Annotated in this window: 11 protein-coding genes; 7 read left to right on the forward strand and 4 right to left on the reverse strand. The window is 70.3% G+C overall.

Going from position 1 to position 13,361, the window contains the following annotated elements; translation table 11 throughout:
* Positions 1–1,231, forward strand: a 1,231-nt coding sequence (locus OXS49_RS22915) for a serine hydrolase (protein ID WP_346016967.1), incomplete at its 5' end; no start/stop codon positions are given.
* Between the two features lie 37 nt (positions 1,232–1,268).
* On the opposite strand, the gene OXS49_RS22920 is transcribed toward OXS49_RS22915, so the two are convergent.
* Entirely contained in the window at positions 1,269–2,684 is a 1,416-nt protein-coding gene (locus OXS49_RS22920) for a DUF4105 domain-containing protein (protein WP_267426912.1), read from the reverse strand.
* A 776-nt stretch (positions 2,685–3,460) separates the two neighbouring features.
* Here OXS49_RS22920 and OXS49_RS22925 point away from each other — a divergent pair.
* A complete protein-coding gene (locus tag OXS49_RS22925) occupies positions 3,461–3,883 on the forward strand; it encodes a MucR family transcriptional regulator (protein WP_267426914.1) in 423 nt (140 codons plus the stop codon).
* A 362-nt stretch (positions 3,884–4,245) separates the two neighbouring features.
* Here the strand turns inward: OXS49_RS22925 and OXS49_RS22930 are convergent, their stop codons facing one another.
* Positions 4,246–5,271, reverse strand: a complete 1,026-nt coding sequence (locus tag OXS49_RS22930) for a PAS domain-containing protein (RefSeq protein WP_267426916.1) — start codon at positions 5,269–5,271, stop codon at positions 4,246–4,248.
* A 591-nt stretch (positions 5,272–5,862) separates the two neighbouring features.
* Here OXS49_RS22930 and OXS49_RS22935 point away from each other — a divergent pair.
* Both OXS49_RS22935 and OXS49_RS22940 read left to right on the forward strand, forming a co-directional pair.
* Positions 5,863–6,792, forward strand: coding sequence for a sugar kinase (locus OXS49_RS22935; RefSeq protein WP_267426917.1), 930 nt, complete (start codon positions 5,863–5,865; stop codon positions 6,790–6,792).
* Positions 6,793–6,922: 130 nt separating this feature from the next.
* Positions 6,923–7,714 (forward strand): DUF502 domain-containing protein, encoded by a 792-nt coding sequence (locus OXS49_RS22940; RefSeq protein ID WP_244004659.1) that lies wholly within the window; start codon positions 6,923–6,925, stop codon positions 7,712–7,714.
* A gap of 127 nt (positions 7,715–7,841) precedes the next feature.
* Here OXS49_RS22940 and cbiB read toward each other — a convergent pair whose 3' ends face one another.
* On the reverse strand, positions 7,842–8,825 hold the full coding sequence (gene cbiB / locus OXS49_RS22945) for an adenosylcobinamide-phosphate synthase CbiB (RefSeq protein WP_267426918.1): 984 nt from the start codon (positions 8,823–8,825) through the stop codon (positions 7,842–7,844).
* Between cbiB and cobD the strand changes: the two genes are divergently transcribed.
* Positions 8,817–9,836, forward strand: coding sequence for a threonine-phosphate decarboxylase CobD (cobD, locus tag OXS49_RS22950; protein WP_267426919.1), 1,020 nt, complete (start codon positions 8,817–8,819; stop codon positions 9,834–9,836). The two genes, cbiB and cobD, sit on opposite strands and share 9 nt — an antisense overlap.
* A 156-nt stretch (positions 9,837–9,992) precedes the next feature.
* Here the strand turns inward: cobD and OXS49_RS22955 are convergent, their stop codons facing one another.
* The gene (locus OXS49_RS22955) at positions 9,993–11,159 is read right to left on the reverse strand and encodes an MFS transporter (protein WP_244004665.1); all 1,167 of its coding nucleotides are present in this window, start codon (positions 11,157–11,159) and stop codon (positions 9,993–9,995) included.
* A 348-nt stretch (positions 11,160–11,507) separates the two neighbouring features.
* On the opposite strand from OXS49_RS22955, the gene OXS49_RS22960 reads away from it, so the two are divergent.
* Positions 11,508–11,699: a hypothetical protein gene (locus OXS49_RS22960; protein WP_244004667.1), complete on the forward strand. Its 192-nt coding sequence runs from the start codon at positions 11,508–11,510 to the stop codon at positions 11,697–11,699.
* Positions 11,700–11,951: 252 nt separating this feature from the next.
* Complete coding sequence (locus tag OXS49_RS22965; RefSeq protein WP_267426922.1) at positions 11,952–13,361, forward strand: malonyl-CoA decarboxylase; 1,410 nt, start codon at positions 11,952–11,954, stop codon at positions 13,359–13,361.

Consider the following 13,361-nt stretch of genomic DNA (forward strand, 5'->3'; position numbering starts at 1 on the left):
CGACATGACCGCGTCCCCCGCGCTCCCGGACAGTCCGGCCCGACCGCGCAGGGGCCGCCCCGCGGGTCGCCGCTGGGCCACGATCGCGGCGGCGGGCGCAGCCACGATCGCGGGTTGCGCCTGGGCTGCCTGCGCGCTGCTGAACGTTCCGAACCCCGTCACCCTGGCGGCGCTCGCCGTGATCGAGCCGTCCGCGGTCGGGCCGTGGTTCCCGAGCCGGGTCGTGAAGGCCCCCGATCAGGCCCGGGACCTGCCGTTCCGGCCGCGCCCGATCCTCGATCGGGTCCCCTGGAAGGGGCGGACCGTTCCGCTCGGGGACGTGCTGGCCGCGACCCACACCAACGCGTTCCTCGTGGTGCAGGACGGGGCGCTGATCCACGAGTGGCAGCGGGCCGGCACCGGGCCGGCGACGCTGTTCCCGTCCTGGTCGGTGGCGAAATCCATCGTCTCGCTCCTGGTCGGCACCGCGGTGGCCAAGGGCCGGCTCTCGGAGACGGATCGCGTCTCCGCCCTGCTGCCGGAGTTGAAGAACGGCGCGGTCTTCGGCCAGATCACCGTGCGCAACCTCCTCGACATGGCGAGCGGGATCGCCGTGCCGGAGAACTACGATCCCGCGCGCCCCCTGACCGGCACCGCCGGGATGTACCTGACGCAGGACATCGCGGGCTTCGTGCGCGACCACGCGCACCTCGCGTTCAAGCCCGGCAGCGAGGGCCGCTACCGCAGCATCGACACCGAACTCCTCGGCCTGATCCTCGCCCGGACCGAGGGCCGGCCGCTCGCCGACATCCTCTCGGAGCGGATCTGGAAGCCGATGGGCGCCCAGGCCGACGCCACGTGGAACCTCGACCGGCCCGGGGGGATCGAGAAGGCGTTCTGCTGCATCAACGCCACCGCCCGCGACTTCGCCCGCCTCGGGCTGCTCGTGGCCGACCAGGGCCGGGCCGGGGAGAACCGCATCATCCCGGCGCGCTGGATCGAGCGGATCATGACGCCGGCCAAGCGCGCGGTCGACGGCTGGCCATACTCGGCCCAGTGGTGGCACGCGCCGGGGGGCGACGACGACGACATCTCGGCGATCGGCGTCTATGGGCAGTACGTCTACGTCAACCGCCGGGCCGGCACGGTGATCGTGAAGCTCAGCGACCACGGGGCCGAGCAGGACGAGCTCGACACGCTGGCGGTGATGCAGGCCATCGCGGCCGACCTCGCCGGGGCGTCATCGCGCTGAGCGGCCACGCCCGATCCGGACGCGGGCGGGGCCGCGCTCAGGCCTCGGTCGGCCCGGCATCCGGCAGGGTGCGGCGCCCGGTGATCTGGTGCAGCCGGGCCAGGGACCGCGCCCGCCAGTTGCGGAGGAGCCGCCAGCCGACGCGCCGCCACGCGATGGACGGCACCGGCGAGGCCGGATCGATCAGGGCGCTGAGCGCCCGCGCATAGTCGAGCACGAGGCCCGGGGTCCAGGTCATCGACCGGGCGCCGGTGCGCAGCAGGGCGGCGGCCCAGAATTCCGGGGTGGTCAGTGCCGTGGCGAGTTGCCGCCAGGGATGGCCGCCGCGGCTGAACGCTCCCTCGATCGCGACGTCGAGCGCCCGGGCCGCCGTGGTCGAACAGTTGCGGCTGATGAAGTTGTAGGTGGTGTCCTGGCGATACTCCGCCCAGAACGCCCGGAGCCGCGCGGCATCGATGCCGTTCAGGGTGACGGCGACGGTGGGTGGGCACCAATCGGCCACCTCCGCGTCATGGGAGGGCAGGAAGCGCCCCGGCACGTCGTTCTCGGGCCCGGCGCGCAGGGTCGAGCGCAGATTGTCGGGCGAACGGTCGATCTCCACCGCGGGATAGTGGCTGATATAGAGGTCGTCCCCGTGGCCCGAAGCCCTCTGGCCCAGGGCCGCGTGGCCCGTGGAGAACCGGCCGGCCTGATCGACCGAGGCGACGTAGCGCCGGATCAGCCGCTGGCTGGCCGGGGTGGTCGCCTGCCCGGTCGGGGTCCAGACATAGACCGTCAGGCTGCCGGGCTCGGCCGCGTCCGGCTCCGGCGCGGCGCGGCGCAGGTGCCGCGCCCGGAGGCCGATCAGCGTCAGGTTGGCGCCGCTCAGGATCAGGAACATCCCGATGCAGTAGCCGACCGTGCCGGCATACCACGTCGGCCACGGCTGGAGATGGAACACGCCGAACGCGATGCTGAGCGCGCCCAGAGCGACCGAGGCCCGCCAGCCGGCGAACTTCAGCAGGCTCGCGATCGTGACCCGGACCAGGCCGTCGACCGTGAAGGCGATGCCGAAGATCATGGCGAGCAGGAAGTTGCTGTGCCGCGTGGCCATCAGGATCAGGACGGCCATGACGGTCAGGAGCACGCCCTGGAACAGGCGCATCCGGCGCGCGGTGCCGGTGACGAGCGCGCTGACCGCCAGCGAGATCAGGCCGTCGATCAGGAGGATCACGCCGAACCACCGGTCCGGGACGTGGATCGCCCCGTCGAGGGAATCGACCACCACGACGATGCCGGCGAGCGCCCACAGGAGGCCGACCGACAGGAGGAAGCGCCAGTGCCGGCCCACCGCCGCGCGTCCCACGAGCAACAGCCAGAGCGGCGCCATCCGGCCGCCGACCGGATCCGCAATCCCGGACTCGGTCGGCACGGCGGGGGAGCGCGGAAGGGACGTCGAACGCGGTCCGGACATGAACGGTCGGCCTCAAGGATGCGCAGAGAAGGATCTCTCGCACAGACGCGTCCGGACCGAAATGGCGGGACGCGAAACAGTCGATAATCGGAAGTTTTGCACGGTTCTCCGGATGCAACTTCCACAATGGGGCTGACGACTTTCTTAACGAAAACCAGACAGGGGGCAGCGCGCCCGATCCGCGACGGGATAATCTTTACGACATCTGAAGAACCGCCGCGTCGCCGGATCCCACCCGGGCGGACATCATCGCACGCGCGCCGATTGTCACCCCCTCGGTCATGTCGTGAATTGTCTGCGATTTCCCTGGGCCGGACCGGGCATCTGTCCCCGAGCGAACGGCGTCCCGCGAATGGTTTCGAGCAGCTCTAGACCTCCAGACTATTGATCTCGGTCCCGACGCCCGCACGACGCGCCCACCGGCCCGACACGCCGCGCCGCCGCCCATCTCGTGACTGATTCGCACGTTCACGGCTGGTCATCGGATGCCCGTTTGAAGTCATCGTCGGACCGATGCCATTCAATCGTGAGACGTGCACAATATTTGTTGCAATAATTTGACGCACAACCTCATTTTAACGCAGACGATCAGAAACTGCTCAAAGAATATCACTAGCGAAATGGTAGACATTTAGTCCCGATTTTGTATCATTAGGTGCCAATGTTGGCATATCAGAAGCAGTCCGGCAGGAGTCTGGTGGGGGAATTCCGATCCAATCATCGGTTTCCGCTTCTATCTGGATTGTTTTGCTTCGTCGCGTAACTGGGGGACCTTCATGAACACGATTGACCTGTATGAAAAGTCTTCAGATCTCAATACCGATCTGATCAAGTGCACGGCTTCTCTGGTCGCGGCCTACGTCTCGCGGAACGCGGTGGGCGCGGGGGAACTGCCGGCTCTGATCGATCAGGTTCACACGGCCATCACGGTTCTGCAGAACGGCACGTCGGGCTCCGCCTGGACCGGACCGAGCGCGGCTCAGATCGAGGCGTCGATCCAGCATGACGGCCTGATCAGCTTCATCGACGGCCGGCCCTACAAGACGCTGAAGCGCCACCTCACCGCCCATGGCCTGACGCCCGAGCGGTACCGGGCCAAGTACGGCCTGCCGGCCGATTACCCGATGGTCGCCCCGGGCTACGCCGCCAAGCGGTCCGAGATCGCCAAGGCGATCCAGCTCGGCCACAAGGCGGCCTGAGGCCGGCCTGGCCGCGCGGTCACTTCGTCACCGGCACCGGCGCGAGCCGGCAACCGGTGCGAGCCGGCAACCGGCGCGAGCCGGCCGCCGGAGCCTCGCGTCGGGGCGACGCGCGACCGGGATCCGATGCCCCGGGAAATCCGGAATCCGCCTTGTCGAGGGGGCTCGGCAAGGCGGCCGGGCAGGCCTCCGGGCCACGACAACGCAGCCGCTCCGGCACGTGGCACGCGATACCGGAGCCACAGGACAGGGCCGCACGATCAGCGACAGGCCCGATGGGGTCGGGTCGGGTCGGGATCGGTCGCGGCGCCGCCAGCCCGGAACGCGCATCGCCGGGGCCTGATTCCGCGGCGGCCTTGGTCTCAGGCCTTGGCGACCGCCAGGGTCCCGTCATCCATGATGACGAAACGCACGCCTGCGTGGCGCAAGGCCTCGACCGCTTGGAGACGCGAACGGCTGCCACGGTGCTCGCTGTCTTCCTCCAGGCGCCGGACCGTCGAATGCGACAGGTTGCTCGCCTGGGCCAGATCCATCATCGACCAGTCCAGCATGGCCCGCGCGGCGCGCAGGTGGTGGCCGGCCACGGACTGCTCGAAGCCTGCCCGCAGGGGGGCCGGCATCAGGACGCCGGCGCCGAGCGGATACTTGAGACCGCATCGGCCGAGATAGGTCCCGTCGGGATCCCAGATCGGTATCGTGAAGATCCGGAAGTGGACGAGCTCCCCGTTGGCGAGGCGTTCATGGGCGGTCGCCTGGTAGAGCGTCCGCTGCTCGATGTGCTCCTCGGCCATCGCCCGGAAGGCCGTGCGCTCCTCGGGCACGATCATGAGGAAGGGATCGATGCAGATCTCCTCGAACGGCAGGCCGTGGACCTGCGCCATCTCGAACGGCAATTCGCGGATGCGGTCGACGCCCACCCAGAAGCTCGCGAAATGCTGGGTCTGGTAGAGCGCGGCCCGTCGCCGCCGCTCGTCATGCCGCGCATGGACCCGCTGCTCGCGGTCGCTCACGTCGAGCGCCGTGCCACTGACCGCCACGGGCCGCCCCTCGGCTGAGAAGCGTGCCTCCATGGCCAGCGACAGGGTGCGCTGCGTGCCGTTCGGGCGGATGACCCGAACGATCGTTTCCCCCGGCACATGACCCTGCCGGACATCGGCGAGGGACGGCAACCGGTGCCGGTCCTCCGGATGGACCAGGAAGAGCAGCAGCTCGTAGCTCGCCTTCGTGGCATTGGGCACGAGACCGAGCAGACGGTAGAATCCCGGCGACCAGATCTGCTGACCACCCGCGAAAACCCAGCTCCAGGCGCCGCTGACGCCTCGACTTTCCGTAATGGTCAGGAATTCCCCGGCTGAGAATGTCAGGGCGCTTAAAGCAGAATGAAACATACCAGAGTGCCTGGATCGTTCGAGCGACCGCCACACCGGGCGTGTGTCGACTCAATGATGAGACGATTGCGTGACAAGACCCGATGCTCGTCGGAGATCGGAAGAAGATCCGCGAAAAGCATTTCATAGCCCCTCTTGGCTCGCAACAACGAACATGCCGGCGGGCAGAACCGACACGGCTCCTCAAACACGAAGACATCCCCCGCCCGCCCATTCCCCTCCGAGGGCGGATGCAGAAACCGACGCCGGACGAGGCGCGCGTCGGCCGGGGACCGAACCGCACCGCAGGGTCGCCTCATAACTCATACTAATGCGACCGTCGCATCTCCGATCCCCTTATGCAAAATATATTCAATATTTTTTGATACGGCTCGACATGACAGCAAGGCGTTGGACTTTGATATTACTTTTCTCCTACGACACACGCTTCATTTTGTATTGAATGTCATAATATTTTTTGCGAAGGATCTTCCGAGATCGATACAAATCATTCCACCGGGCATGACCCGTGGTTCTCGCGCAATCGTGGTAGGCCGTTGACAAGCGGTCCCGGATTGTGGGGGAGCGAATGGACCATCAGGGAGGAGCCGTATGAGGGTCGCCTGCATCGGCGAGTGCATGGTCGAATTGTCGGAGCAGCCGGATGGGAGCCTTGCCCGCGGCTTCGGCGGCGACACGTTGAACACCGCGCTCTACCTCGCGCGCCTCGGCGTCGCGGTCGACTACGTGACGGCGCTGGGCGACGACGTCTGGAGCGACGAGATGGCGGCGGCCTGGGGCCGCGAGGGGATCGGCCTCGGCGAAGTCCGGCGTCTGCCCGGCCGGATGCCGGGCCTCTACATCATCCGCACCGACCCGGCCGGCGAGCGCAGCTTCCACTACTGGCGCGATCAAGCGGCGGCCCGGGACCTGTTCGCCGAGCCGGGCACGGCCGGGACCCGGGCGGCCCTGGCGGCCTACGACCTCGTCTACCTCTCCGGCATCAGCCTCTCGCTCTACGGCGAGACCGGCCGCGCGGCCCTGTTCGAGACCCTTGGGGCCCTGCGCGCCCGGGGTGGGCGCGTCGCCTTCGACACCAATTACCGGCCTCGCGGCTGGCCCGTCTGGGAAGTCGCGCAGGCCGCGTTCCGGGAGGCCCTGGCGCAGGCCGACCTGATCTTCGCCTCCGTGGAGGATCTGGACTGGCTGTTCGGCACGGAGGGCGAGGATGCGGTGCTGCGCCACCGGGGCCGAGCCGAGATCGTGCTCAAGACCTCGCTCGGCTCCGCACCCGTGGTCCGGGTGCTGCACGGGACGTCCGACTCGGTGGTGCCGGCCGGTCCGGTCGCCCGGGTCGTCGACACGACGGCTGCGGGCGACAGCTTCGCGGCGGGCTATCTCGCCGCCCGCCTCGCCGGGCTGGACCCGGAGGCGGCCGCGGCCCGGGCTCATCGCCTCGCCGGCGCCGTGATCGGGTATCGCGGCGCCGTGATTCCCCGGGACGCGATGCCGGATCTCGATCTGCCCGGGTCGCGCACCTGACTGCAACGGAGGACGGCCCGTGCGTGAAACGGGCCGCCCTTGAGACCGGCAAGCGCAGCCGCTACCTGTGCCAGTGGGGGACGACCCCCGCAGCAGGATCGCCGCGCCTCGTGCGGCCGAGAGGACAGCCGTGGCGCCGAGTCCATCGCCGATCCAGGTTCCCGAGCCCGACGCCGCCGCGCCCGGTGGAATCCCCAAGACCCGGGTCAGCGCCCGGGGTCGGCTGCGCACCTACTTCCTCACCGGCATCATCGTGGCCGGGCCCCTGGCGATCACCGCTTACATCACGTGGTGGTTCATCGCGCTGATCGATTCCTTCGTGAAGCCGCTGGTGCCGGCGAGCTACCTGCCGGACCATTACCTGCCGTTCTCGATTCCCGGGCTCGGCCTGGTCATCGCGTTCCTGGCGGTGACGCTGCTCGGCTTCCTCACCGCCAACCTCGTGGGCCGCTCGGTGATCGAGTTCGGCGAGGTGCTGCTGGCCCGGACCCCGGTGATCTCCGGCCTCTACAAGGGCCTGCGGCAGATCTTCGAGACCCTGTTCTCGGCCAACGGCACCTCGTTCCGCACGGTCGGGCTGGTGGAGTTCCCCGTGAAGGGCACGTGGTCGGTGGTGTTCCTGTCGGCCCCGGCCGCCCCCGAGGTCGAGGGCGCGCTCCGGGCCCGGGGCGCCGCCGCGGACGAGATGGTCGGGGTGTTCCTGCCCTGCGCGCCGAACCCGACGACGGGATTCTTCTTCTATCTGCCGCGTGCCGAGGTGGTGGAGCTTCATATCAGCGTCGATGACGCGGCCAAGCTGGTGATGTCGGCCGGGGTGATTCAGCCGGAGGATCCGCAGGGCCGGCTCAACGCCATGGCGGCCTCCCTGCGGGCCGCGCACCACCCGGGCGCGGCCACCCAGCGGGAACCGCAGGACGCCTGACGGCGATCCCCGGTTTCCAAAGGGCTGACGCCCATTGGTGGGTTGTCAGGGCAAGGCCCTGACGAGTTCCAGGGCTCTGCCCTGGACCCGCGAAAGATCTCGACCTTTCGAAACCAGGACGCAACGATCAGCCGGCTATCGCCAGCCAGAGGCCGAGCAGCGCGAGCACGAGTCCGCCCTGGATCCAGCAGGCCGTGCGGTAGAGGACCAGCGCCCGGACGATGTCGTCGGCGGTGGCCGCGGCCCGGCCGTCGCCCATATGGGCGTCGGGCACGAGGGAGCCGTCATAGACCCGCGGCCCCGCGAGCTTCAGGCCGAGCGCCCCGGCCATCGCGGATTCCGGCCACCCGGCATTGGGCGAGCGGTGACGGCGGGCATCCCGGGCGATCGCCCGGACGGCACCGCGTGCATCGGCCCCGCGCAGGAGCGCCGCCCCCGCGATCAGCAGGCCGGCGAGGCGGGAGGCCGGCAGGTTCACGCCGTCGTCGAGCCGGGCAGCCGCCCAGCCGAAGGCCGCGTAGCGGGGTGAGCGGTGGCCGATCATGCTGTCGGCGGTGTTGATCGCCTTGTAGAGCGCACCGCCCGGCAGGCCGAGGCAGCCGATCCAGAAGGCCGGCGCCACGATCCCGTCGGAAAAGTTCTCCGACAGGCTCTCGATCGCGGCGCGGCAGACCGCCGGTTCGTCGAGGCGCTCGGGGTCGCGGCCCACGATCATCGCCACGGCCCGCCGCCCGGCCTCCAAGCCGCCACCGCGCAGGGCCGTCTCCACCGCGGCGACATGGTCGTGCAGGCTGCGCTGGGCCGGCAGGCTCGCGCAGGCGAGGCCGAGCAGGACCAAGCCGGGGAGGGGACCGGCGAGGCCAGCAAGCGCCGTCAGGGCCAGCGCCGACAAGCCCACCGCGGCGAGCAGCAGCGCCAAAGCGAGGCAGCCCGCGATCCGGCGACGCCGCGCTGAGCCGCGGTTGAGGTTCCGCTCCAGCGCCGCGATCAGCCGGCCGATCCAGGTGACAGGGTGGCCGACCGCCCTGTAGAGCGCGTCCGGATAGCCGGCCGCCGCCTCGATCCCGAGGGCGAGGGCCAGCACGGCGAGCGTTTCAGGCGGATGGATCATTCGGGGTGGAAGTTTTCCGCGCGGGAGCCCGCCGCGATCGCCCATGGCGGCGATCTCGGAGGGCTCCGACAAGCCTTTCCCGACGCGCCGAAACCCTGGCTCGACCTCTCGACGGGGATCAACCCGGTCCCGTACCCCGTGCCGCCGGTGGAGGCCAGCGCCTGGACGCGGCTCCCCGAGGCCGCCGAGGTCCAGGCCCTGCGGGCCGCTGCCGCTTCGGCCTACGGCGCGCCGGATGCAGCCCATATCGTGCCCGCCCCCGGCACCCAGATCCTGATCGAGACCCTGCCCCGGCTCCTGGCGCCGACCCGGGTGGCGGTCCTGGGTCCGACCTATGCCGAGCACGCCGCCGCCTGGGCCCGGGCGGGGCACGCGGTGGCGGAGGTCCAGGGTATCGACGCGCTCGGCGATGCCCGGGTGGCGGTGATCGTCGATCCCAACAACCCGGACGGGCGGACGTTTCCGCTGGCCGAGCGCCGGGCGCTCGCCGAATCCTTCAGCGCCCGCGGTGGCCTGTTGGTCGCCGACGAGGCCTTCGCGGATCTCGAGCCGGTGGCGAGCCTGTGCCCCCAGGTCGGGCCGGGCCTCGTGGTGCTGCGCTCCTTCGGCAAGACCTACGGACTCGCGGGCCTGCGCCTCGGCTTCGCGGTCGCCGAGCCCGGGATTGCGGCCCGGATCGCCGAGGCGCTCGGCCCCTGGGCGGTGTCCGGCCCGGCCCTGGCGATCGGGACCGCGGCCCTGTCGGATGCGGCCTGGCGCGCCGAGGCCGCCCGGGCGCGGGCGGCGGATGCGGCCCGGCTCGACCGGATGATCGCCCGGGCCGGGGGCCAAGTCGTCGGCGGCACCCGCCTGTTCCGGACCGCGGATTTTTCGGATGGGCCGAATCTCTACCGGCGCTTGGCGGTGGCCGGGATCGCGGTGCGGCGCTTCGCCGAGCGGCCGGAGCGCCTCCGTTTCGGCCTGCCGCCCGACAAGGCGGCATGGTGCCGGCTCTCGCGGGTGCTGAAGTAGACGCCCACGGTTCGGCTTCCCCGATCAGGGATTCACAAGGTCGGGACCTTGTGTGGGTGCAGGGCAAAGCCCTGCTGGGTTCGGGCGACGCCCGACATCGGGGCTCTGCCCCGATTCCCCCGCCAAAGGGCTGCGCCCTTTGGGAACCCCTCTATGTTACGGGCCGCGCCCGTGCGGATCCCGCGCGGCCACGATGACGGCCAGCGCCGAGAACACCAGCCCCACCGCGCAGACACCCGGCCAGCCGACCAGCAGAAAAGCCTGCGAGCCCGCATAGGCGCCGAGCGCCCCGAACACGAACAGGGTCGTGAACAGCACGGTGTTGATCCGCCCCCGCGCCCCCGGCACCAGGGCGTAGGCCCGGGTCTGGTTGGCGATCAGCGCGCCGTTCATGCCGATATCGATCAGCAGCACCCCGAGCGCCACGGCGATCAGAGACCACGCCCCGCCCACCCAGAGCACCACGAAGGACAAGGCGACCATCAGGCTGCCGCCAAGCACCACGGGCTTGGCGCCCTTGCGATCGGTGAACCGGCCCGAGAGCGGCGCCACGAAGGCCCCGCAGACGCCGATCACCCCGAACAGCCCGGCGCCGGCTGCCGTGAGCCCGAAGGGCGGCCCCTCCACCAGCAGCGCCAGCGTCGCCCAGAAGGCGTTGAAGGCGGCAAACAGCAGCGCCTGCGACAGGCTCGCGGTGCGCAGCACCGGCTGGCTCCGGGCGAGGTGGAGGATCGACAGCATCAGGGCGCGGTAGCGCAGCGGGTGCGTCTGCACGGTCTGAGGCAGGGTCGCCCGGGCGATGCCCGCCATGGCGAGCGCCAACAGGGACGCGATGAGGAAGACCGGCCGCCAGCCGAGATGCGCCCCCAGAAACCCGCTCGCCGTGCGGGCGAGCAGGATGCCGGTGAGCAGCCCCGTCATCACCTGCCCGACCACCCGCCCGCGGCTGGCATCCGGGGCGAGCTCGGCCGCGAACGGCACCGCCTGCTGGGCCGCGCTGGCCAGCACGCCGACGACGAGATGGGCGAGGGCGAGGCTGGCGAGGTTCGGGGCGAGGCCGACCGCCAGCAGCGCCACGGCGAGGGCGAGGCATTGCCAGACGATCAGGGCGCGCCGCGGCAGCGCGTCGCCCAGCGGCACGAGCCCGACGATGCCGAGCCCGTAGCCGACCAGAGCGGTGGTCGGCACCCAGAGGGCGGCGCGGTCGCCGAACTCGGCCACGATCAGCCCGAGCAGCGGCTGGTTGTAGTAGATGTTGGCCACGGCGCCGCCGGCGATCAGCGTCAGGCCAAACCGGGCCTTCGCGTCGAGGGACGTGGTCACGGCTGGGTCGAGGGCAGGCTGGTTTGCCGCCGCGGATGGGCCATGGTCGGGTCCGTATCGTCGAGGGGGAGGGAGCGAGAAGTAGGGGTCGCGAGGCTCTACGGGCAGAGCTTGCCGCCCGGCAAGCTGCGGCGATGCATCCCTACCGGGGGGCGGCGCGCCTCTTCACGGGTGAAGCCGCCGCACCATATGAAATCAACGCGGCGTGCGCTGCCGGCCTGCGGGCGGGTGTCGCGCAGCACGGAATCCGGGCGCCGGGTCCAACAGGCTGTAGACCCGGATTACGACCAAGAGGGCGGTTTCGTTCCGTGCGGACGCATCCGGAGCCGCCGGAACAGGGAGTACGGAATGCCGAACTACCGCATCGACTTCGCCAAGGAGATCCTTGGGGTACCGTTCACGATCGGCTCCGTCGAGATCACGAGGGCCCGCGATCCCGAGCGCGCCCGTCGCGCGGCCGAGCTCCGCTTCGCCCGCCAGCACGGCGTCGGCGACTGGCGGGAGCGGGCCGACCTCGCCACCGTGGCCGAGCGCGTCTGAGCTGATAGGCCCCGGCCCGTCACACGACCTTCGCACAGCATCTGCAAGGTCGCCCGTCGCACTTCGCTATCGGTCAAGCTCTGGTCGTCGCGACCGCGGCGCCGTAAGATGCCGGACGGGATCGGGGGCTGATCCGGCCTCCCCGGCGGGAGGGTGGGCGGCGCCGGATTCGGCCGCACGCGCATCCGAACGGCGAGCCCGCCGGGCGGGGCGCGTTTCGAGTTCGGGTCGACGGGGGTCAGTGCGAAGGTCATGGCGGCGATCTCCTTCTTCGGCGACCTCCTTCAGACCATCAGCGAGCGCGGCCGCGACCTGATCGGCATCGGCCGCGGCGACCTCGGATCCCGGGCGAGTGCCGCCGACCTCGTCAAGCTGTGCGAGGATTTGATCTCCCGGCGCGGCGAGGCGTCCGGGGTGGCCCTGGCCCGCCTGATCCTCGACCGCTACGCCAGCTTCGGACCGGCCGAGCGCCACGCCTTCCTGCGAGCCATCGCGCTGGATTTCGATGCGGATCACGCCGCCGTCGACGAGGCGATCGCCGCCTATCGGGCTGACCCGTCGCGGGCCCGTCTTGGGACCCTGCACGATGCGGCCGAGCCGCGCAGCCAGGAGTTGATCCGCCGCCTCAATCTCGCCCGGGGCGGCACGCTCAGCCTCGTGCGGATGCGTGAGGACTTGTTCGATCTGCGCCAGACCCTGCGCGCCGGCGAGACCCTGGATCCCGCCCTGCTGGACGCGGTCGACAGCCTCGATTGCGACTTCGAGCACCTGTTCGCATCCTGGTTCAACCGCGGCTTCCTGGTGCTGCGCCACATCGACTGGACCACGCCGGCCCATATCCTGGAAAAAATCATCCGCTACGAGGCGGTGCACGCCATCGCCGACTGGGACGACCTGCGCGCCCGGATCGAGCCGCCGGACCGGCGCTGCTTCGCGTTCTTCCACCCGGCTTTGGCCGACGAGCCGCTGATCTTCGTCGAGGTGGCGCTGACCGGAGAGATCGCGCCGGCCATCGCGCCGATCCTGTCGCGGGAGCGCAAGCCGCTGCAGCCGCAGGCGGCGACGACCGCGATCTTCTACTCGATCTCGAACTGCCAGAAGGGGCTCGCCGGCGTCACCTTCGGCAACTTCCTGATCAAGCAGGTGGTCGAGGACCTGACCCGCGAGGTCCCGACCCTCAAGACCTTCGTGACCCTCTCGCCGGTGCCGGGCTTCGCCGCCTGGCTCGCCCGGGAGCGCCGGGCCGACAGCCCGCAGGGGCTGCTGCCCGAGGATGTCGAGACCCTGCGGGCGCTGGACGATCCCGACTGGCACGCCGACAAGGCGAAGGCCGAGGCGGTGCGCAAGGCGCTGATCCCGGCCGCCGCCGCGTATTTCCTGCGCGCCAAGAACGCGCGCGGCCGGCCCCTCGATCCGGTGGCCCGGTTCCATCTCGGCAACGGCGCACGGCTCGAGCGGATCAACTACCTGGGCGACACCTCGAAGAAGGGCCTGTCCCAGGCCCATGGCCTGATGGTGAACTACCTCTACGACCTCACCGCGATCGAGCGGAACCACGAGACCTACGCCAATCTCGGCACGGTCGTGGCCTCCCCGGCGGTGAGCCGGGAGCTGCGCGCCAAGCTGCCACCGCCGCGCGCCGTGGTGCTCGCCGAGGCGTGA

The sequence above is a fragment of the Methylobacterium sp. GC_Met_2 genome, from assembly GCF_026540795.1.
GTDB lineage: Bacteria > Pseudomonadota > Alphaproteobacteria > Rhizobiales > Beijerinckiaceae > Methylobacterium.